At 44.1% G+C, this 21,420-nt stretch carries 22 protein-coding genes; 5 read left to right on the top strand and 17 right to left on the bottom strand.

The window, feature by feature from the left end:
* The first annotated feature begins 268 nt into the window (after positions 1–268).
* Complete coding sequence (locus AC3WVG_RS07965) at positions 269–2,017, top strand: YcaO-like family protein (RefSeq protein ID WP_488797614.1); 1,749 nt, start codon at positions 269–271, stop codon at positions 2,015–2,017.
* A 124-nt stretch (positions 2,018–2,141) separates the two neighbouring features.
* On the opposite strand, the gene AC3WVG_RS07960 is transcribed toward AC3WVG_RS07965, so the two are convergent.
* From AC3WVG_RS07960 to AC3WVG_RS07880, 17 genes are all read right to left on the bottom strand, one after another.
* Positions 2,142–3,521, bottom strand: coding sequence for an FAD-binding oxidoreductase (locus tag AC3WVG_RS07960; RefSeq protein ID WP_488797613.1), 1,380 nt, complete (start codon positions 3,519–3,521; stop codon positions 2,142–2,144).
* A gap of 123 nt (positions 3,522–3,644) precedes the next feature.
* Positions 3,645–4,109 carry an SsrA-binding protein SmpB gene (gene smpB, locus AC3WVG_RS07955; protein ID WP_488797612.1) on the bottom strand — a complete coding sequence of 155 codons (465 nt, stop codon included), beginning with the start codon at positions 4,107–4,109 and terminating at the stop codon, positions 3,645–3,647.
* 405 nt (positions 4,110–4,514) lie between these two features.
* Positions 4,515–6,284 (bottom strand): phosphoenolpyruvate--protein phosphotransferase, encoded by a 1,770-nt coding sequence (gene ptsP, locus AC3WVG_RS07950; RefSeq protein ID WP_488797611.1) that lies wholly within the window; start codon positions 6,282–6,284, stop codon positions 4,515–4,517.
* 1 nt (position 6,285) lies between these two features.
* Positions 6,286–6,570, bottom strand: a complete 285-nt coding sequence (locus tag AC3WVG_RS07945; protein ID WP_488797610.1) for an HPr family phosphocarrier protein — start codon at positions 6,568–6,570, stop codon at positions 6,286–6,288.
* 2 nt (positions 6,571–6,572) lie between these two features.
* Positions 6,573–7,349: a PTS system mannose/fructose/sorbose family transporter subunit IID gene (locus tag AC3WVG_RS07940; protein ID WP_488797609.1), complete on the bottom strand. Its 777-nt coding sequence runs from the start codon at positions 7,347–7,349 to the stop codon at positions 6,573–6,575.
* A gap of 55 nt (positions 7,350–7,404) precedes the next feature.
* Positions 7,405–8,271 carry a 16S rRNA (cytidine(1402)-2'-O)-methyltransferase gene (gene rsmI / locus AC3WVG_RS07935; RefSeq protein ID WP_488797608.1) on the bottom strand — a complete coding sequence of 289 codons (867 nt, stop codon included), beginning with the start codon at positions 8,269–8,271 and terminating at the stop codon, positions 7,405–7,407.
* Positions 8,204–8,608 carry a YraN family protein gene (locus tag AC3WVG_RS07930; RefSeq protein WP_488797607.1) on the bottom strand — a complete coding sequence of 135 codons (405 nt, stop codon included), beginning with the start codon at positions 8,606–8,608 and terminating at the stop codon, positions 8,204–8,206. The genes rsmI and AC3WVG_RS07930 overlap by 68 nt, the downstream gene beginning before the upstream one ends.
* On the bottom strand, positions 8,590–9,210 hold the full coding sequence (gene rnhB, locus AC3WVG_RS07925) for a ribonuclease HII (protein WP_488797606.1): 621 nt from the start codon (positions 9,208–9,210) through the stop codon (positions 8,590–8,592). The genes AC3WVG_RS07930 and rnhB overlap by 19 nt, the downstream gene beginning before the upstream one ends.
* Before the next feature lie 18 nt (positions 9,211–9,228).
* Complete coding sequence (rplS, locus tag AC3WVG_RS07920) at positions 9,229–9,579, bottom strand: 50S ribosomal protein L19 (protein ID WP_252381373.1); 351 nt, start codon at positions 9,577–9,579, stop codon at positions 9,229–9,231.
* Positions 9,580–9,614: 35 nt separating this feature from the next.
* A complete protein-coding gene (trmD, locus tag AC3WVG_RS07915; protein ID WP_488797605.1) occupies positions 9,615–10,895 on the bottom strand; it encodes a tRNA (guanosine(37)-N1)-methyltransferase TrmD in 1,281 nt (426 codons plus the stop codon).
* 11 nt (positions 10,896–10,906) lie between these two features.
* A complete protein-coding gene (rimM, locus tag AC3WVG_RS07910) occupies positions 10,907–11,437 on the bottom strand; it encodes a ribosome maturation factor RimM (protein ID WP_488797604.1) in 531 nt (176 codons plus the stop codon).
* Between the two features lie 12 nt (positions 11,438–11,449).
* Positions 11,450–11,683 (bottom strand): KH domain-containing protein, encoded by a 234-nt coding sequence (locus tag AC3WVG_RS07905; protein ID WP_252381376.1) that lies wholly within the window; start codon positions 11,681–11,683, stop codon positions 11,450–11,452.
* Positions 11,684–11,767: 84 nt separating this feature from the next.
* On the bottom strand, positions 11,768–12,007 hold the full coding sequence (gene rpsP / locus AC3WVG_RS07900; protein WP_252381377.1) for a 30S ribosomal protein S16: 240 nt from the start codon (positions 12,005–12,007) through the stop codon (positions 11,768–11,770).
* Positions 12,008–12,164: 157 nt separating this feature from the next.
* Positions 12,165–13,553 carry a signal recognition particle protein gene (gene ffh, locus AC3WVG_RS07895; protein ID WP_488797603.1) on the bottom strand — a complete coding sequence of 463 codons (1,389 nt, stop codon included), beginning with the start codon at positions 13,551–13,553 and terminating at the stop codon, positions 12,165–12,167.
* Between the two features lie 204 nt (positions 13,554–13,757).
* Positions 13,758–14,954 (bottom strand): pyridoxal phosphate-dependent aminotransferase, encoded by a 1,197-nt coding sequence (locus tag AC3WVG_RS07890; RefSeq protein WP_488797602.1) that lies wholly within the window; start codon positions 14,952–14,954, stop codon positions 13,758–13,760.
* 158 nt (positions 14,955–15,112) lie between these two features.
* A complete protein-coding gene (locus AC3WVG_RS07885; RefSeq protein ID WP_488797601.1) occupies positions 15,113–16,255 on the bottom strand; it encodes an ABC transporter substrate-binding protein in 1,143 nt (380 codons plus the stop codon).
* A gap of 114 nt (positions 16,256–16,369) precedes the next feature.
* The gene (locus AC3WVG_RS07880) at positions 16,370–17,128 is read right to left on the bottom strand and encodes a tRNA (adenine-N1)-methyltransferase (RefSeq protein ID WP_488797600.1); all 759 of its coding nucleotides are present in this window, start codon (positions 17,126–17,128) and stop codon (positions 16,370–16,372) included.
* A 103-nt stretch (positions 17,129–17,231) separates the two neighbouring features.
* Here AC3WVG_RS07880 and AC3WVG_RS07875 point away from each other — a divergent pair, with 103 nt between their 5' ends.
* The 4 genes from AC3WVG_RS07875 to hemW are packed head-to-tail and all read left to right on the top strand — an operon-like array spanning position 17,232 to position 21,349.
* Positions 17,232–18,173: a radical SAM protein gene (locus tag AC3WVG_RS07875; protein ID WP_488797599.1), complete on the top strand. Its 942-nt coding sequence runs from the start codon at positions 17,232–17,234 to the stop codon at positions 18,171–18,173.
* Between the two features lie 2 nt (positions 18,174–18,175).
* A complete protein-coding gene (locus tag AC3WVG_RS07870) occupies positions 18,176–19,642 on the top strand; it encodes an Rne/Rng family ribonuclease (protein WP_488797598.1) in 1,467 nt (488 codons plus the stop codon).
* A gap of 10 nt (positions 19,643–19,652) precedes the next feature.
* A complete protein-coding gene (locus tag AC3WVG_RS07865; RefSeq protein ID WP_488797597.1) occupies positions 19,653–20,207 on the top strand; it encodes an epoxyqueuosine reductase QueH in 555 nt (184 codons plus the stop codon).
* A gap of 14 nt (positions 20,208–20,221) precedes the next feature.
* On the top strand, positions 20,222–21,349 hold the full coding sequence (gene hemW, locus AC3WVG_RS07860) for a radical SAM family heme chaperone HemW (RefSeq protein WP_488797596.1): 1,128 nt from the start codon (positions 20,222–20,224) through the stop codon (positions 21,347–21,349).
* Positions 21,350–21,420: the final 71 nt, after the last annotated feature.

Raw genomic sequence — 21,420 nt, 5'->3', positions numbered from 1 at the left:
CTCTGTCCGCAAGCAAGTTTTAGATGGGTCCAAGTCTTTGTACCAGCATGAAAGAGACCAAGACTGAAATAAAACCATGGAAATTAAGTTGATAAAAAGGTTCCCACAGGCTCTTTAGACATTTAATGCCATTGCCTTTGGCAATTATTACCATTATGCTTTATGGGCAAGCCAAAATCGCTATAATAACAGGGTTCTACGCTGCTAAAAATTTAAGTTTGAAAAACTATTACCAATTAATCGGGTTTCTATTTATTTTTGGCGACCAATGAATAAAAATATTCAACAATTAAAGTGCAAAAGTCCTGGATATAAGGGAAAAATCATGGATTATGAACTCAATCTAACCACGACTGCCGAAACCATAGGCTTTTATTCCTGCGAACCCAAAAATGACGTCCCCCTGGATAAATGCCTGACCTATCTGGTTCAGCACCCAATGGATACATTTATACGATCGTTTATTTTGCGCAAATTGGGTGGCTTATCTGCCAGGGATGTCCAGACTCTTTTTGAACAATTTGATCCTCTACCTTTGCCTTTGCAGGCCTTGGCTTTTGAACTCTACCTTTTATCAACAAGATTTGAAAACCTTGCATATTTCTTTAAAAATACTCCCCAAAAAGAACTCCAAAAACATACGCCTCTGATAATATCACGTGTTTTTACCCAAAAAGACCATAAGCTCCATCAACAATGGATACAAATTTTCGCCCGAAACATCTTTGAGCATAAAGAACTTCCTTTAATGGAAGAGACAAACCTTCCTGAGCCCATTTCTACACCGTCATCGTCTTCTACGTCCAGAGCTCTGGTCACCCTGAAGCAAGTACATTCACAACTCAAAAATCTAAATATCGCGTCCTCGCCCTTGCCTTCCATTTACGAACTGGCAAACTCTGCCCTTGCCAGTCTGAAAAAGTGCCAGGCTTTAGCAAGTATTGAAATGCGCCATGAAAATTCTCTAAGCCCCATAGGCCTATTTAGAAGATGGTCTTTTAAACGTCAGATAAAGACCAAAAAACTCTCCTATACACTCCAAGGCATCCAGACCAGTTTTGGGCGAGGTTTCAACATGGACCAAGCACGGGTGGGACTGTACATGGAAATGGTGGAAAGATTCTCTTCTTTTGCAAGCATTTCCTCTGATCAAATCATGGACCTGAGCGGTCCTAACCAAGTTTACCTGGGCTCATACTCTGAACTCCGGGAAAGGGGATTCAATTGCTTGGACCCAAACGAACTCTGCCTGGATTTTAAATACCGGGACGAAGTCTTGCACTGGATGCTGGGGGAAAAGGTTATACAACCAGGACAGACAGAACCGGTCCTTGTTCCAATACAACTGGTATACCTTTTCGCCAATTTAGATGAAATAGACCTCTTTGACGGGCTTGGCTCAACTGGCTTGGCTTCCGGGGCAACCATTCCCCAAGCCAAATTGGCTGGTTTGTTAGAGGTACTAGAAAGGGATAGCGAGGTACTGGGTTTTTATGAGCCGCAGAAATGTTTTCGTTTAAATGTAAGGCAAGGCCCCGTGGCGAAACTTTTGGACAGACTAAGCCAACAGGGAGTCTGTGTTATTTTTCAGGATTTAACCAATGAAATGGGGCTTCCTTGCTATAAAGCCTTTGTGCAAAGCGAGGATGGCAAGATCATCAAAGGTACCGGCGCTCATTTAAACGGAGAAAAGGCCGTTGTCTCTGCCCTGACTGAAGTTCCCCATCCCTTTCCCCACGGCCCGAAAACCAAACCCTGGCCTGGAGAACTGCCGGAAAAAGAATTGCAGGATTTGCCTGACTATTCCCTGGGGAGTGTTGAAGCAGACCTTTACCAAATTGAATCACTGCTTACAAAAAACAACTACTTCCCCATTTACGTGCACTTGACCCGCAAGGATTTAGGCTTGCCCGTAATCAGGGCCATTGTGCCCGGCTTGGAGCTACTGGCGGATTTCGATGATACAACTAGGGTCAGGCCGAGACTGTGGGAGAGATACAAGAAGATGGGAAGTTAGGAAGATGGGAAGATGAGTAGATGGGAGGATGAGAGGATGGGTAGATGGGGGTCAGGCTTGTTTCCTGAAATGACAATAGGCTAGATAACCCTGAAAGTCGCAGCTTAAAAATATAGAGGGATAATCAATACCCCTTGCCTGGATTCATGATGTTGTAAGGGTCAAAAAGCCTTTTTATCTGCCGCATGGCCATCAAAACATCTGGCTCAACCTGCCAGGAGATAAACGAAGCTTTAGTCAGACCAATGCCATGCTCGCCAGACAGGGTTCCGCCAAGGCCAAGCACTATTCTCAAGATCTCTTTTTTTGCCTTTTGGGCATTTGCTGCTTCCTGATCATCACCAGCGTCATACATAATATTGGTATGGATATTTCCGTCGCCAATGTGCCCAAAAGTAAGTATAGGGAGCCCATATTTTTGCCCGACCTGTTTTATCTTTTCCATGGCCTCCTTAATCTTTCCCCTGGGTACGGTAATATCCTCACTCATCTTGGTCGGTCTAAGTTTAAACGAAGCCGGGTTAATAAGCCGCCGAAGTTCCCATAAATCTTCTTCCTCTTTGCCCAAGCCTTTTAGCCGGACATTGGCTTGAGCACATATTTTTTCCAACTCAGCCAAATTTTGTTTCACTCCCTGTTCATGACCATCAAGCTTAATCAATAGAACCGCATTTGTACCCTTTGGCCAGGGCACAGGAGCAATATCTTCTATGCACTTTAGAACCAGGTCAGGCATAATTTCCAGAGCTGTTGGCAGAAAGCCGGCCTGAAAGATCTGTTGCACAGTATCCAGGGCCTGGTCCAAATCTGAAAAGCCAACCAAAAACGAAGCTGTAAAAGGAGGTTTGGGCAAAACTTTTAAATAAATCCTAGTAAATACCCCAAGTGTGCCTTCTGAGCCAATAAAAAGACTGGTCAAGTCAAGGCCAACCACATTTTTGTGACAACGACTTCCCAAGTTCAGGAGCTTGCCTCCGGGCAAAACCACCTCAAGCCCCAGGACATAGTCTCTGGTCACTCCATATTTTAGAGCACGCATCCCCCCGGCATTGGTGGAGACATTGCCTCCAATAGTTGAGATACGCACGCTGGCAGGATCCGGAGGATAGAATAGTCTTTTTGCAGCCAGAGCCTGTTGCAACTCATAAGTAATCACCCCTGGCTCGACCACAGCCACAAAATCTTGTTCGTCCAGATCCAAGATCCGGTTTAGCTTGAGCAGGGACAAAACTATTCCCCCACCCCTGGGCACACAGGCCCCAACCATATTGGTGCCTCTGGCCCGGGGGAAGACAGGTATCCTTTCTTTTTGGGCAAAATATAAAAAATCCCGAACCTGCTCCGGACTCTCGGGCCGAACCACAGCCCAGGGCATATCCAACATCCTACTGGAGTCAGTACCAAAAATTAGTTTTTGTTCAGGAGTTAAAAGCAGGTCTTCGGGGGGGAAAATTGATTTAAGGCTCTTGATCTGGGTTCTTTTTAAAAATCGTTTGCAACTCACATCTGAAACTCTACAAGGGAAGTTAGGAAGCTAAGAAGATACGAGGAAGACAGGAAGCCTGTGGTCTGGAAATTGGCAAAAAATTCACCTAGCTTCTTATCTTCTGCACTTCTTAACTTCAGGTTATTTATATTTAGCCAACTCCCGCGCTGTATCCCGGGCAATAGCTCTTTTTTTCAACTCTTCCCGCTGATCATAAAGCTTGCGCCCTTTGGCCAAAGCCAGTTCCACCTTAACTTTGCCATTTTTAAAATACATTTTGACCGGAATTATGGTCAGTCCTTTCTGCTCTATTTTACCCATTAAATTTTTGATTTCTCTTTTATGCAAAAGCAGTTTACGTGGCCTTTCCGGGTCATGCTGAGCATAACCGGCATTCTCATAAGGAGCAATATGCACACCAACCAGATAGGCCTCTCCTCTGTCAAAGCGAACGTGGCCATCTTTAAACCCAACCCTGCCAGCTCGCAATGATTTAACTTCAGAACCAGTAAGGACTATCCCTGCTTCAATAAAATCCAGGAACTCATATTCTCGTCTGGCCTTTTTATTCTGGCCTATAATCTTTATTCCGCCTTTTTTACTCATCTTCGTAGCTCGTTGTTAACATTTAGCATCTAGCATTTAGTATTTAGGGTCACGATTTGGCTGACTGCTAAATGCTAATCTCAAAAGAGTCTGTGGCCAAACCCCATTTTAACTGCTGATTGAAAGTCCTGGTTTCTGAAATGCATTACAAACGACTTGGGTAACCCAATTAACGAAGCTTGCGGAAAAGCAGAGCATCGGGACGAATGGACTAAATATTTTGCGATACTGACCATAACTATCGATAATAAAAAGAATATTTGTTTCACCAAAGTATCCCATTATGCTCTGTCCGCAAGCAAGTTTTAGTTGGGTCCAAGTCTTTGTACCAGCATGAAAGAGACCAAGACTGAAAAAAACCTTGGAAATTAAGTTGATAAAAAGGTTCGGCCACAGACTCAAACTCTATTCATCAATAAGCGATGTATAGAACATTAATTCTTCAGGGAACCGGTTATAAATCATTTCCCGGACCAATTTATTACTCCGGGCCACTGTATCACTGTCTATGACCTGCTTCAATAATTGTTTACATTCTTCCATGGTTGCCCGGCGGATTATGCGCTTAATACCAGGTATAGCCTGGGGGTTAAGGCTCAAAGAGTCCACCTGCATGCCCATTAAGATAGGGACACAAAAAGGGTCTGCGGCAACTTCCCCACATAGACTGACTTCTATCCCGGCTTCATGGGCTGCGTCCACCACATGTTTGATGCTGCGTAAAATTGCCGGGTGCAACGGCTGATAAAGATAAGATACATGCTTATTAGTCCGGTCTATCCCCAGAGAGTACTGGATCAAATCGTTGGTCCCAATACTAAAAAAATCCACCTCTTTGGCCAATATATCCGCTATGAGTACAGAACCCGGGACTTCAATCATTATCCCTATAGGCATATGTTCGTTAAAGGGAATATTTTCTTTCCTTAACTCCTCCTGTATCTGGAAGTAAAATTCCTTTACTTCCTGCAACTCCTGCAGACCGGAAATCAGAGGAAACATGATGGAGATATTGCCCACGACACTGGCACGCAAAATAGCTCTTAGTTGCGCCTTAAACAATTGCCTGTGTTTCAGGCAGAAACGAATGGCCCTAAGCCCCAAGGCCGGATTGGCCTCTTCTAGTGACCCAAAATGTTTTGCGATCTTGTCTGCCCCCAGATCCAGGGTGCGGATTATCACCTTACGCGGATGCATAATGGCAGCCAAGTCACGGTATTCCTCAAACAATTCCTCTTCCGTGGGCAGAGTCTCCCGGTTCAGGTAACTGTATTCGGTTCGGTAAAGACCTATACCTTCACCTCCATGATCAATAACAGCGGCCACTTCTTCAAACAATTCAATATTGGCCAGAACCTGGACCTGGTAACCATCGATAGTCTCAGCGGGCAGATGGCAACATTTGCTAATTAAAGATTGATAGGCCTCGAACTGGTATTTAATGTCTGCAAATTCAGCCAGTTCTTCTTCAGTGGGACCAATTATAATCCGACCATGAAAACCATCGAGAATAATAAGTTGACCATCTTCAATATCCTCTTCAAGACCCTCCACTCCGACCACAGCGGGGATCTGTAGCGATCTGGCCATGATTCCGGCATGGGATGTTTTCCCACCCATAGTCGTGGCAAAGGCCATAATCTTATCCACCTGCAAAGCAATTGTATCAGCAGGTGATAGGTCATGGGCAAGGAGGATAACCCGCTGCGATATAGACCCTATATCTTTGGTTTTACCACGCAAGGCGTCCTGAACCCGATCTGCCACTAAACGGACGTCTTGGATACGCTGGCGGATATATTCATCATCAATGCGACTAAAGGCCTTGCCAATATCAGCCACAGTCTTTTCGAGAGCCCACTCAGCATTGATCATCTTCTCCTGAATATATTTTAAAGCACCCTGTTTAAATTTCTCATCCTTTAAAATCATCAAATGCGAATCAATAATGGCTGCATGCTCTTTAAGTTCACTTGGAATCTTTTGCCGAATTTCATCCAACTCCTGCAAGGCAGCATCAAAAGCGGTAAGTAAACGTTCTTTTTCATTAGGCACATTGCCTGCGGAAATACTCATCCTAGGCAATGATGCTTTAGAGTCTCTATTTAAGAAAAAGGCCTTGCCAATGGCTACTCCTGACGAAACCGGTATGCCGGACAATACCTTCTTGGCCATTTTACTTTTCTTCTCCAAATCTTTGCGCAAAGAGTTGACTTAAATGAGTAATCGCCTCACTGGCATCCTCGCCTTTAGCCCATAAAGTGAGCGTGCTGCCACAAGGTGCAGCCAGAGTCAGGATATCTAAAATACTCTTGGCATCCACTTCTCTATCCCCAAAACTTACTTTGATCATGGCTGCAAATTTTTGGGCCTCCTGCGCCAATTTGGCCGCAGGTCTTGCGTGCAAGCCAAGTTCATTCAGGACTTTCACTTCCGTAGAAAAATGTTCCTTATTTGCCATTTTTACCTCAATAAAGTAGACATTATCAGGCTCTGATAAAACTCTACTATCCAGGACCAAAATAATACACCTAAGAACATTAGCCAGACTAAAAATTCACGGCTACATAAAAATTTACTAAAAATTAAAGCCAAAACCCCAACAGACAAAACTAACGTGTTAAACTGAAGCCAATTAACTGGTTTTGGCCAGATTATAAACCATATTATGAGAAGCAAAAGAGCATTTACGATTTTAAATACTCTTCCCAGGTTGATTAAATCCCAGTTTTTAAGTCGACCCAAAAAGTCCAGCCCTTCGGAAAACCCTTTATAAAAGGTATAAATTTTAAAAAACTGTAAGCCCACAAACCATAAAATACCCCAAACAACAGCCACTCTGGTAAGCCCACAAAACAAAAATAAAATTGTAGACAATGACCAGGTAATCAAAAGGCTGCCACCAAAAAAAGAATCCCCTATGGCTGAAAGTGTATAAACCATAGTTGATTTTACCTTGGGCAGCGTATTGGCTGGCAGAAGTCCTCGGGCAATCTTATTTTCCAAATACAAAAAAATACCCACCAAAAGTGGGGCCCAAAATGGATGTGAGTTATATAGTTTTAAATATCTCTTTCTTGCCTTTAAAAGCCTCTTCTGGTCAGGATAAAGTTTCCGCAGTCCAGGGTCCAAAGCATATATAAGTCCAATATTTTGCAGTCCCCTGGTATTAAAGGCACTGCCAATCAGATATGTTCGCCAAAAACATTGGCCTAAAGTCTTTACATCCAAATTTGGCATTTCTAGCTCATAACGGATTGAGTTTTCAGAAAGGCTTAAAGGTTAAGAAGCATATTCACCTTTTTACCTTTTCACCTTTGGACCTCGAACTTTGGACTAATTTATAAATCTCTTTTCCCGACCAACCCTTTACCATGCCTGAAACTTTGTGCACTATTTCTCTGGCCCTCAATCCCTTTTGCCTATTCTGTTCAATCAAATCCAGCACATCTTCCAGGCTGGTTTCTGTCTTTCCTGACCCCGGGCCAATAATAGCGGTTATCTCTCCTTTTAATCTCTGCTCATCCAACTCAATCTTATCCAGGCTACCAAAGATAAATTCTTCGAATTTTTTGGTCAACTCTCTGGCCAAGCAAAACTGGCGCGGCCCTAAGACTTCATATGCCACATGCAATGAAGAAATTATTCTGTTTTTGCGCTCAAAAAAAACTATAGTGGTGGGGACATGCTCCCAGATTTGAAAAATTTTTTTTATCTCCCCTTTCTTTCTGGGCAGAAATCCTAAGAAAGTAAAAGGATAAGGTGGCAGACCGCAAGCCATGAGTGCTGCTATAGGAGCACAAGGCCCGGGTACAGGACTGACATTAAAACCATGCTCCCGACAAGCACTCACCAGCCTGTAACCCGGATCAGAGATAAGGGGAGTGCCGGCATCAGAGATCAAAGCTACATCCGTGCCTTGGGCCAATTTATCTAAGACCAGACCAATTCTACTCTGCTCATTGTGCTCGTGAAGACTAAGCACTTTCTTGCCCAGGACACCGATTTTCTGCAGAAGAGACCTCGCGCGCCGTGTATCTTCAGCCAGGATCAAATCACTTTTGTTGATTGTTTCGATGGCCCGAGGAGAAAAGTCACCAAGGTTGCCAAGAGGAGTGGCTACTACCCATAGTGTAGATGAACTCGAAAGCGTTTTGCACATGCTCTATATCCGCGCTATTTTTTTCCACTGTCACACATATCAAATCAAAACGGCATCTTTGATCCCAAAGATCATTTCTACTCAAATACAGGCTTGCTGCCTTCAATAGTCTTTTCTGCTTGAGTGCGGGCAAGGCTTCGCACGGATGAACCATCCCTGAAGCCGACCTTGTCTTTACTTCAACAAAGACAATTATCTTCTTGTGCCGACACACCAAGTCGAGCTCTCCAAATTTACATTCCCAGTTTCTATCCAAAATTTTATACTTTTTTTTGCGTAAATACGATGCTGCCAGCTCTTCTCCGCTCTGGCCAAGACTTAAATGTTTGGCAAGCACAATCTTTTCTCTTCTCGGTGTCTCAGTACACCCTTAAAAGTTTTTCTATGTATGGGGGAAGGTCCTAGCCGTTTAATGGCCAAGCGATGCTCTTTGGTTCCATAACCTTTATGCTTGGCAAATCCATAACCAGGATAACGCCTATCTAAATGGAACATTAAATGGTCGCGAAATGTCTTGGCCAGAATAGAGGCCGCGGATATACTTGGCACCTGTGCATCTCCACCCACTATGGCTTTTTGAGCAACATCCAAAGGTATGGTTTGGTTGCCATCTATAAGGAGGAAACGGGGTATTCGCTTTAAATTTTTGACGGCCCTGGCCATGGCCGCAAGAGTAGCCTGAAGAATATTGATTCGATCAATCTCTTTAGGCCAAGCAAGACCAACGGCCCAGGCTTTGGCCTGGGCCTTGATCTCTACAGCAATTTTTTCGCGTTTTTGAGGGCTTAGCTTTTTGGAATCGTTAAGTCCGGGGAGAAAAAAATTGTCAGGCAGGATTACAGCGGCAGCAACAACAGGTCCGGCCAAACAGCCACGACCTGCTTCATCAACGCCGGCTATATGTTCTGATGAAATCCTCAAGGGGACCAAAGCATCCACATATCCCCTCAGACTAGCTTAATTCCAAGTTTCTTTACTCTTAATACGAGCGGCTTTACCTTTCAGTCCACGCAAGTAGTAGATTCTACCCTGCCGCACCTTTCCTTCGCTGACCACTTCAATGCGCTCGATAAAAGGAGAATGCATGGGGAATACCCTCTCCACCCCAATACCATCTGAAATTTTGCGGACCACAAAAGTAGCGTTAGTTGTTCCGCGATTTACTCTAAGTACTATCCCCTGAAATACTTGAATTCTCTCTTTTTCACCCTCGATAATACGCACATGTACCCTCACAGTATCGCCTGCCTTGAACTTCGGCAGATCCATACGCATTTGTTCTCTTTCAATCTGTTGCAAAACGTTCATTGCTCCAATCTCCTTATATTATAACCTAAGTTCTTTCACGCAAAATAATCACCTAAAATACGATCGACATATATAGAAGCGGCTGAGCGCACTGACAGATGATTGTAATCGCTTAAATAAGCAATAGGCCTGAGCGTGCCACCAGCCTCATCCATCACCTCGGAACTCAAGCCAGACCCAGTTCCAAAAACCAACAAAACCGGCTCCTGTTCCAGAAGCTTACGAACATCATCGCAGGCAAGATGCCCGACTTCCCTTGCACTAGTGACTATTATCTTCGGCCTGTGACCTGTCTGCTCGGCAATATCCGAAACCGCATCCTGTAGATATGAACAGATGGTTATTGTTTCCAGCGCCTTAGCTCGGTCCGGATTTGCCTCTCCTCCTGGCCCTGAAACCCAGTGCTTAATCAACCTCGCAGCTAATTGCTGCTGATCCTTTAATGGCGTACAAATATAATATCCACCAAGCCCAAAAGTACGAGAAACTCGTGCAATATCGTGAATGTCAAGATTTGTCAAAGATGTTGTTCCAATCTGACCATTTTTATTCAGGACAGGATAATGGACTAGGGCAAGATAAAGATTCCTGCCAAGACGTATCCTTTCTAAATCTTTCAAATAACTAATGTCTGTCCCGGACAACTTTACTCTATCCAAAAGTTCAGGCCTCAGGTTTATTGTCTCTTCTAGAGCCTTATGCCTTCTCCACAGAGCGATCTCTTTATGGTTTCCGGATAAAAGCACATCCGGGACCTTATAACCCTGGAATACTTCCGGTCTGGTATAATGAGGATGTTCCAAAAGACCGGTAGCAAAACTCTCGTCAGTAAAGGACTCTTCTTTGCCCATAAAGCCAGGTACGAGGCGGGAAATCGATTCGACCAGACACAGGGCTGCGCTTTCCCCGCCATTCAAGACAAAGTCGCCAACAGACACGGGCTCCAAATCATACAAGTTCTCAATTCTGGCATCAATGCCCTCATAACGCCCGCATATAAAGGCAACCTCCTTTTCTAAAGCCAGGCTCTTAGCCATATCCTGGTTAAAGGATTTTCCCTTGGGCGAAAGGAGAATCTTGCGGCACGTCCTTGGTAGAGTTTTTATGGCCCGGCTCAACGGTTCAAGCATCATGACCATGCCTGGCCCTCCCCCATAAGGACGATCATCCACAGTTCTGTGTCTATCTTGAGTAAAATCCCTGGGATTTATAAACGAAAAGTTAATAAGCCCTTTATCTTGAGCCTTGGCAAGCAGTCCACATCTCAAAGGGGACTGAAAAAATTCGGGAAAAATAGAAAGAATATAAAAATGCATTTCAAACCAATTCAACCAATATAGATATCCAGCAATCCTTCGGGTGGATTAATGACTATCTTCTTCTGGTCCAGGTCAACTTCCTGAACAAATTCATCATTTGCAGGAAACAAAACCTCTTTTGCATCTTCGGTCATAATTACCCAGACTTCATTTCCACTGTGGACCTGAACATCTTTTAAAATGCCCAGATAAGCACCGTCTGATAAATAAATCCGGCAGTCCAGAAGTTCATATAGATAGATCTCATCATCCTCCTTTGGAGGGAGATCCTTTTCTCGAACCAGGACTTCAGCCCCCCGCCATTCTTCAGCTTGGCTTCGACCAATAATATTTTCAAAAAAAACAAGCATCTTATTCTGGTGAGGTCGCCACGAGATGAGTCTGAAAGGCTTAGGCTTCTGTCCCTCCTTTTGCAAGTACAGCCGCGTAATGCCTTCCAAAAAGAAAGGGGAGTCTGCATAACAGGCAATGCAAAGCTCCCCTTTGAGTCCATGCGGCTTCAAAACCTTCCCACACAAAACAAGGTTTTTGGAAGCCATGGTTTATTTTCTTTATTCCAATATTTCCAGAACAGCACGCTTTTGGGCCTTAGTTGAGGCAGCGCCCAGAATGGTGCGCATAGCTCTGGCAGTGCGTCCTTGTTTACCGATGACCTTACCTAGATCTTCTTTAGCTACCTTGAGTTCAATGACAGAAGTCTGTTCCCCTTCGATTTCAGACACAGATACGGCATCTGGATTGTCCACTAAAGACTTGGCAATGTACTCGATCAAATCCTTCAACATAAGCACCTCCGTTAGCTACAGTTCTAAATTGATTTTCCGGACCTGTTGAAACAAACGCTGACTTAGCAGCTATCGGCCCCACAACTAGAAACCCACTTTTTTAAGCAAAGAGCGGACAGTGTCAGAGGGCTTGGCCCCCCTTTCCATCCACATCTTAACTTTTTCTTGATCGATTTTGATCTCTGGTGGTTCAGTCATTGGGTTATAGTACCCCAGGTAATCCAAAGCCCGACCATCACGCCTAGTCTCGCTGTTCAAAGCCACTATGCGATAAAATGGTCTTTTCTTGGATCCCATTCTCGTCAATCTCAATCTCAAAGCCATTCTTTTCAACCCCCATCTAATTTTTATTGAGTAGTTAAGCGGTAAGCGTCAAGCAGCTAAATATTATTGTCTCTATACTATTGATTGCACGTTAATCGACAACTCACCCTCTCAACTTCAAATATAAACAAGTTGTCTTTTTGTCCAGAGTTTAAAACTATCTTTTCTTCTTCTTTCTCTTCGCCTTCTTGCGTTTCTTGCGCAAAGCTGATCCGGTTCCAGACCCCAGACGCATGCCCCCTTTTACGCTCTGGCCCATCATTTTTTTCATCATTTTCTGCATCTGCTCAAAATTCTTGAGCAATTGATTTACTTCCTGGACTGATGTCCCACTACCTCTGGCAATTCTTTGCTTACGGCTGGCATTGATTATCTTGGGTTCATGTCGTTCCTCAGGAGTCATGGAATTTATAATGGCCTCCACCCGGGCCAGCTCCTTTTCGGGAACCTTGACATCTTTCAGCTTGTCTCGCAATTTGCCCATGCCAGGAACCAACTTAAGTAATCCCTCTATGGACCCCAGCTTTTTCAAGCGCCGCATCTGGGTCCTAAAATCTTCCAAGTCAAACTGGGATTTTTTAAGCTTTCTTTCCAGCTCTTTGGCTTCCTGGGCATCAATGCTGGACTGGGCTTTCTCAATCAGAGTCAGTATATCGCCCATGCCCAGGATTCGGGAAGCTACCCGATCAGGATGAAAAACTTCCAGGTCGCTTAATTTTTCTCCTACGCCAATAAACTTGATTGGCTTCTGCGTGACCGACTTAATGGATAAGGCTGCGCCACCACGAGCATCACCCTCCATCTTGGTCAACACTATACCGGTCACGTCCAGAAGCTCATTAAACCTGGCAGCCACATTAACCGCATCCTGACCGGTCATAGCATCGGCCACAAATAAAATCTCATGCGGCTGGCATTCGGACTTTATGGCCACCAGCTCCTGCATTAATTTTTCATCAATGTGCAACCGGCCCGCCGTATCCAGCAGAACCACACTATAAGCATTCTTCTTGGCTTCATCGATGGCCTTGCGGCAGATATCCACCGGATCCATATCTGGCGTAGATGGATAGGCAGGGACATTAATCTCAGTAGCCAGCTTGTGTAATTGTTCTATGGCCGCAGGCCGATAAACATCCGCAGGAACCAGATACGGAGCGTATTTATTCCGCCGTAGATATAACGATAGTTTGGCCGCTGTAGTTGTTTTACCAGAACCTTGCAGCCCTACAAGCATAATCACAACTGGCGGCTTGGCCTTTAAATTAAGCCCCTCACTCTGCCCGCCTAAAAGGTCAATGAGCTCTTCATGAACTATTTTTACTACCTGCTGCCCAGGCGTAAGGCTTTTTAAAACGTCCTGACCTAAAGCGCGTTCTTTTACTCGCTGAATAAAGTCCTTTACGACCTTATAATTGACATCTGCCTCCAAAAGAGCCAGACGTACTTCCCGCAGACCATCCTGGATATTCTTCTCATCCAGACGGCCATGCCCTTTTAATTTCTTGAATACCGAGTTTAATCTATCAGAAAGACTATCAAACATAATTATTAAAGCAACTGAAGTTTAAAATGTGCTAAAGCACCCAGCAGGTACATATCATTTCCAAGGCCAGCAACAACACAATGATATATAAAAATTCAGACAAACATCACATTTCTTGCCTGGCAGCAAAAAAAGAAGTCTATCTGAATAAATAAGATAGAGACACAAGTCAATAGCTTTACACACACAATATTAACTTGGTTCTCAAGCCTTGAGCGCTTTTCCTACCGCCATCCTGATTGCATCTGCGGACCGGGCAATAATATTTTCATCCACACAAAAAGCAAAACGAACATAGCCAGGATAGCCAAAACCAGAACCGGGGACAGCCAAGACCTTTTCTTCTATAAGTATGCGTACAAATTCATGATCTTTTTCATGTGGAGCTTTGGGAAAGAAGTAAAAACCGCCCTTGGGCAGAGAAAACTCAAGGCCTGCGTTACTAAGTACCTCGGCCATAACCTTTCGCCGGAGCTCATATTTTTCTGTATCCACAAGAGAACCCAGACTCTTTAATATCAGATATTGTCCAATAACCGGCGCATTGACATAGCCAAGTATTCTATTGGTCAAGACAAGGCCGGCTAAGAGATCCTCTTTTTGTTCCATCTGCGGACAGACAGCAATATAACCCACTCTTTCCCCTGCCAAAGCCAGACTCTTTGAAAAGGAACTCACAATAACGCTATCGGCATACAAAGATAAAATTGAAGGCACTTGAACCTGATCATAGGTAAGAAATCTATAAGGCTCGTCAGAAACAAGAAGTATGGGTCTGCCAAACTGTCTACTCTTAGCCTTTAATACGTCCACCAAAGCGTTTAGTTCTTCTTCACTATAGACTTGTCCTGTGGGATTGTTTGGCGAATTGATTAGTACTGCTCTTACTTTTGGCCCAATGGCTGCCTCGAGCCCATCTAGATCAAGCTCAAAGGTCAGCGGTTTACACGGTACAGTTTTTAAAATCCCTTTGAAATTTTGCACATAAAAACTATATTCAACAAAATAAGGAGCAGGGCAAACTACCTCGTCACCCGGCTCTAAAATAGCCCGAAAGAGTGCATTTAACCCGCCTGCAGCCCCACAAGTAACTATAATATTTTGCTCTTCCAGTTCCACCTTTTGTTCTTGGCTTAAATATTTAGCCAGGGCCTGGCGCACTTCTGGCAGACCGGCATTGGGCATGTATCCCAAAGCAAACGGTTTGCTTACCTGCTCAGCTAACTCTTTTAGCCCCTGCGCCACTTCTTGCGGAGGCGGCAAATCCGGATTGCCCAAGCTAAAATCAAAAACATTTTCCGGACCATACTTTTGCTTGAGCTCCCGGCCCTTTTCAAACATCTGCCTTATCCAGGAGGACTTTTCCAGATAGGCCTCAACTTGTTTAGACAAAACTTGCATCTTTTTCCCCTTTACTCTCTCAATCTCCCTTGCCCATCATGCAGGAGATATCAGAAGGCATGATTAAATTTATAAAGAGAAATGCGCCCGCGATAAATGCAGGCGCATCCATATCTTTTAGAATGACTGGCTAAATATAATAATGGTTTTACTAAATATTATTTTATGATCTTCCACTCGCCATTCTGGATCTCGACCATTTCAAAGGCATCTTCGTTCAGGCCATTGTGGTCAGCAGGAGAGAAGTTGAAAATGCCACCGGTACCAACGAAACCAGTGATCTTTTCCAGGTTATTCCTAATGTCTGCGGGCTTAGTCGAATTGCCCATCTCAATAGCCTTCACAATAAGCTGGAAAGCATCCCAGGCATGGCCCCCAAAAGTGGAAACAGGTGTATGGAACTTGGATTCATAATCTTGAATATAGGCTTTTAAAACGGGCTTTTGCGGGTTGTCATCAGAAATCTGATCAGCCACTATGAGTCGCCCGGCCGGAAGCATAATGCCTTCGCTGGCCTTGCCTGCAAGCTCTATAAATTTTTTCGAAGCAACACCGTGGCTCATGTAAAGCGGAGTTTTAATGCCAAGCTGAACACGGTTTCTGGCAACAACAGCCGGACCAGGATTAGTACCCCAACAAATAATTGCGTCCGGGTTCTGGCCTTTTATCTTGATAAGCTGGGAAGTCATATCTGTATCTTTAGGGCCATATACCTCATCAGCCACGAGTTGAAAGCCCATGGCCGGAACCAGTTCTTTAAGGACTGCCCGGCCAGCCTGACCAAAACCATTAGAGACTGTGATAATCGCGACTTTTTTATAACCTTTACTCTTAGCGTGTTTTAAAATCTTGGTTACCGCATGCCGGTCTGACTGCGGAGTCTTAAATACCCACTTTTTTACGGGTTTAACAATTTTCTCTGCGGCAGCACAAGAAACCAGAGGGATACGAGCACGCTCAAATTTATTTACAATGGCCAGGGTATTTCCGGACGTGGTCGGTCCAATAACAGCAACCACACGATCTTTTTTGAGCAACTTATCAGCGGCAAGCACACATTTATTAACATCGGTTTCATCATCATATATTATAAGCTCAACCTTTTTGCCTAAAATACCACCCTGGCTGTTGATCTGCTCCTGAAGCATAAGGGCGGTATTTTTTTCTGGCTCGCCCAGAAAAGAGGCAGGACCGGATGCGGAGAATATCGCTCCCAGCTTAATGACATCTTCGGCAAAACCGTTGACCGTTACAGCCATACAAATAGTCAAAGTCAGATAAAAAATTTTCAGAATTTTCATAAGCCCTCCCTTGAAAAGTTTAGACAGACCCTAGGGTCTTGTTTTTGTCTGGTTTACAATTTTAAATTTTGCAGGCACCATTACACTGAATAAGCAATAAAAGCAATGGAAGCTTCACGTTAAACGAGCAAAAACCAGGTAGCCTGTATGGGCCACCATGCGATCGTCGGGACGCAAACGCTGAGGGACAGGTTTATAGCGGCGGACCAGGATCTCCAGAACCTCGATCTCGCCAAAGGGCCCTTGCTCAAGGCATTCCAGGAGCTTGCTTACCTGGTTAGTGGTAGGCAAAAGAAAACCAAGTGGTGCACCAGGTTTTAGCGCGGAAGGGATATGCTCCAGATAATCCCATGGAGTGCGTACATCCAAAAAAAGAGTATCGACATTTTCTTGTAAAAATCCTGCGCTGATATCATGATTAAACTGTTCTACCCTGCTTCCAAGACCTGCCCTGGCCAAATTCCGGGCACAGAGTTTAAAAAACTCCTCCCTGCGTTCGTAGGTATAGACTTTGCCCTGTTCGCCCACAAACCAGGCCAGGGCTGTAGTCAATGCCCCCGACCCGGACCCGGCCTCAATGACCTTGCTGCCCGGACCTATTCCCAGTTTGATTATAATATAACCAATTTCTTTAGGATAAATTATTTGCGTCTGTCTTTTGATCGATTTGATCAAATCATAAAGGGTTGGTTGCAATACAAGGTAGGGGCGGCCCAAATGGGTGGGCACTGTTTGCCCAAATCCTGCCTGCAGGACTTTTTTAAACTCTAGTTGTCCATCATGGGTGTGCAAGACATCATCTGGATGGGCGAGCTTAAAGTAACGCTTGCCCTTGGGACTAACTAACATTACCAGTTGACCGGGCTTGAGCATAAATCCTCCATATTTGGTTAAACAACTTGAGAAAATTTAATCTAACTCAACTTACTCAACTACTCAACTACTCACCCACTCAACCAAAAACAAAGGAGACTAAATGATGCGTTTCAAATATATCTTTGGTCCGGTTTTATCTTCCCGTTTGGGAAAATCCCTGGGTGTAGATCTATTGGGGGATAAAATCTGTAATTTTGATTGCCTATATTGTGAGGTAGGTAAAACTGAGGTGCATACAACAAAACGGGCGCGTTACGTGCCCAAAGAAAAAATATTTACAGAACTGAAAGAATGGTTAGAACTTGACCTGCCTAAACCTGACTTTATCACTTTGGGTGGACAAGGAGAGCCCTGCTTAAACCTGGAATTAGGAGAAATAATCCGAGGCATTAAACTCATAGCTCCAAAGATTCCGGTAGCAGTTTTGACCAACGGTTCGCTCCTTGGTGATGCCCATGTCAGAAAAGAAATAAGCCTGGCCGATGTAGTCTTGCCATCGCTAGATACTGTTGTTGAAACCGAGTTTAAAAAACTGAATCGCCCTTGTGCGGGTTTAAGTTTAAAAAAAATCATAGCCGGACTTTTAACCTGGAGAAAGGAATTTAACGGTAAAGTTTTTTTAGAAATTCTTCTAGTTCCCGGTATAAATGATAGCCTGCAGAATTTAGAGGGTTTACAAAAATTTTGTTTACAGTTTAAAGCAGACAGAGTCGACGTTGTCGGCATGACCAGGCCCGGGGCATACATCAAAAATTGTCTCTTAAGTAAAAGCACTATAGACGAGTGGCAAAAAATTTTAGGCGCAACCACCGAGCCAGTACAAAAAATTAAGAGCCAAAAGATTAAAATCCGAGCGGATGAAGACATAATTCTGGCCTCCCTTACAAGAAGACCACAAACCAAAAAGGACCTGGCCCTGGCGTTGAGTATGGGGGAGGAAGAACTCAGCGAAATTTTAACCAGATTGGAAAACAAAGGAATTGTGAAAAAAAATTATGACAGCAAGAATACAAAAGAATTTTACACAGTTGATAAGAGGTAAAAATGCCCAGTAAACAAAGAAAAAGAAAAATGTTTATCAGTGTTTTGCCAGGAGAACAAATTGAAGTGGCCCTGGCTGAAGATGGCCGTCTACAGGAATATTATGTGGAAATGTTGCATCAATCCAAGACCAAGGGCAATATTTACAAAGGAAAAATCCACAACATTGATCCGGCACTGCAGGCAGCGTTTATTAATTACGGAGGCCCAAAAAATGGTTTCCTGCAAGTGGATGAAGTCCATCCCGAATACTATCACTCAGATATCAAACCATTAAAAGGCCATAAATACCCCCCTCTGCAAAGGGTGCTAAGGCCTGGACAGGAAATCCTGGTTCAGGTGGTCAAGGAGCCAACCGGAAACAAAGGAGCCTTTTTAACAACTTACCTGTCTCTGCCCGGAAGGTATTTTGTTCTCACCCCTGGTCGGGAACAACTTGGAATTTCTAGAAAAATTACCAATGAGAAAGAAAGAGAAAGGCTGCGCAAGATTGTCGAAGAATTCAAACTGGAGACGGGTTTAGGGGTTATTGTACGCACAGCCAGTGAAGGTCAGAGTAAGGCCAGCCTGTCCAGGGATTTACAATTCCTGAAGCGGCTGTGGAAAGAGGTCCGCAAGCGAGGTGTTTCAGAATCCGCTCCGGCCCTGATTTATGAAGAAAAGGACCTGGCCTTTCGGGCAATCCGAGACTATCTGACCCAAGATGTGGCAGAAGTATGGGTCGATCATGAAGAAACTGCAGAGCAAGTGCGCGAATTTGTCTCCCTGATTTTTCCCAGACGCAAAAAAATGGTTAAATTCCATTCTGATACTGGGAAAACCTTGCTGGAGAGGTTTAACCTAGAAGGTCAACTGGCCCAGATTTATTCTCGCGAGGTGGAGCTACCCTGCGGAGCCAGATTGGTCTTTGATCAGACCGAGGCCTTGATGGCCGTAGATATCAATTCAGGGAAAATCGCGGGCGAAAAAAATTTCAAGGAGATGGCCTTTAAGGCAAATTTAGAGGCAGCTGAAGAAATTCCTCATCAACTAAGACTTCGGGATGTGGGAGGGCAGATAGTTATTGATTTCATTGAAATGAAAGACAAAAAATACATCAGAGAAGTGGAAAAAACTCTAAGGGCCGGCCTGAAATCAGACAAGGCACGCACAGAAATGAATCCCATGTCCAGGTTTGGATTGGTTCAATTGGTCCGGCAGCGTCTGGGAATATCGGCCTTGTCCGTGACCATGCAAAACTGTCCGCATTGCCAGGGGACAGGTATGGTCAGGAACTTGGAATGGCAAGCTCAGCAAGCCTTAAAGGAAATTTATCGTGGCCTGCGCCGTAAAAATTGCCCCGAACCTTTTGAGTTCAAAGCAGATCCTGAATTGGCCCTGTACTTATTGAACCACAAAAGGGATAAACTCCGGGACTGGGAAATCAAGTTCGAGCGACACGTTCACATTGTGCCTAAGAAGCTAAGTTAGATAACTAGTGATGGACAAAAAAAGGGTTCTTCTTCATATTTGCTGTGGCCCTTGCGCCATTTATCCATTAACCTGCCTAAAGAAACAAGGCTATGAGGTCGTTGGCCTTTATTACAATCCCAATATTCACCCCTTGCAGGAATATGTACGGCGCAAGCAGGCACTACAGGAGGTGGCAGCCAGATTGGAGGTCAAAGTTATCTTCAAAGACGAGGATTATGACCCTGGTCTTTATCTGCGGCAGGTAGTATTCAGGGAGGAGAACCGCTGTTTTTACTGTTATCAGATGCGCCTGGAGCGGGCAGCGGCCATCGCAAAGCGAGGGAACTTTGATTATTTTACAACCACTTTACTCTATAGCAAGTTCCAAAAACACGATCAGATAGCCGGTTTGGGCCGTGACCTGGCTGGAAGCGGCAAGGTTCAGTTTTTATATGTTGATTTTCGTCAGGGGTGGAAACAAGGAATTGAAATTTCAAAAAAATGGAAAATTTATCGGCAGCAATATTGCGGCTGTATCTACAGTGAGTTTGAACGGTATAAAAAATTACTGGCAGGTCAGTAGTTACGAAACATAAAATGCTCCTCTATGTTCATTTTCCTTTTTGCCGGAAAAAATGTAATTATTGTGCCTTTTTTTCCCAGAAACTTGTGCCGGAGATGGTCCAGATTTACCTGACCAGCCTGAAAAATGAGATTATCTTCTGGTCCAATGAATTTAATTTTCCGGCTATCTCCAGTATCTATTTAGGCGGCGGCACTCCTTCTCTTTTATCTTCCGAAATTCTGGACCAGATTATTAATTGGATCAACAAATACTTTCACCTGGCTCCAGGCTTGGAATTCACTTTAGAAGCAAACCCAGAATCCCTTGATAAAAAAGAGAAGGTTTCAGCCCTAAGAAAAATTGGCGTAAATCGAATCAGTCTTGGGATACAAAGTCTAAATGATGAAGACCTGAATTTCTTGGGTCGGGTACACACGGCCAAGCAGGCACAAACTTCTTTCAGGCTTCTACGTGAAGCAGGCTTTGCCAATATCAGCCTGGATTTTATCTGGGGCCTGCCAGGCCAGACATTGCCCAAATGGCTTGGCATGTTAAAAAAAGTGGTTAAATTAAAACCAGAACATATATCCTGCTATGCCCTTACTATTGAACCCGGGACAAAACTAGCTCAAATAAAAGATAAACTCACCCTGCCTGATGAAAATGAACAGGGTAAAATGTATGTTTATGGGGGGGAACTGCTGGAAAGCGAAGGATATCTTCAATATGAAATCTCCAATTTTGCTCGAATAGGTTATTCATGTAGACACAACCAGGGCTACTGGGATGGGCAAGACTTTTTAGGCCTGGGTCCTTCGGCAGTCTCTACCATCAAAGACAAACGCTGGCAGAACCCGGCTAACATCAAGGATTATCAAAAGCTGGTAGAGCAAAAGTTTAAAGGTCTTGAATATGAGTTTTTGGATGAGAAGAAGAAAACCAATGAACTTGTTATGCTCTCCTTGCGCACCAGCAAGGGACTAAAACTTAAAACATATCGACAATTGACTGGAAAAAATTTTGTCCAAGAATATGCAACTCTGGTAAATCTGCTGCATAAAAACCATCTGATAAGACTTTGCAATGGTTATTTACGCTTGACCAAGACCGGAATGCTGGTCAGCGATACCATTATTGAACGATTTATGGAGGAGGTTTAAAGAATAAGGTTAAAAAAGCCTGTGGCCGAACCTGTTATCAACTCAATTTCCATTGTTCATTCCTGTCTTGG

Source organism: Desulfovulcanus sp., from assembly GCF_982781345.1.
This window is presented reverse-complemented; position numbering and strand designations above follow the sequence as displayed.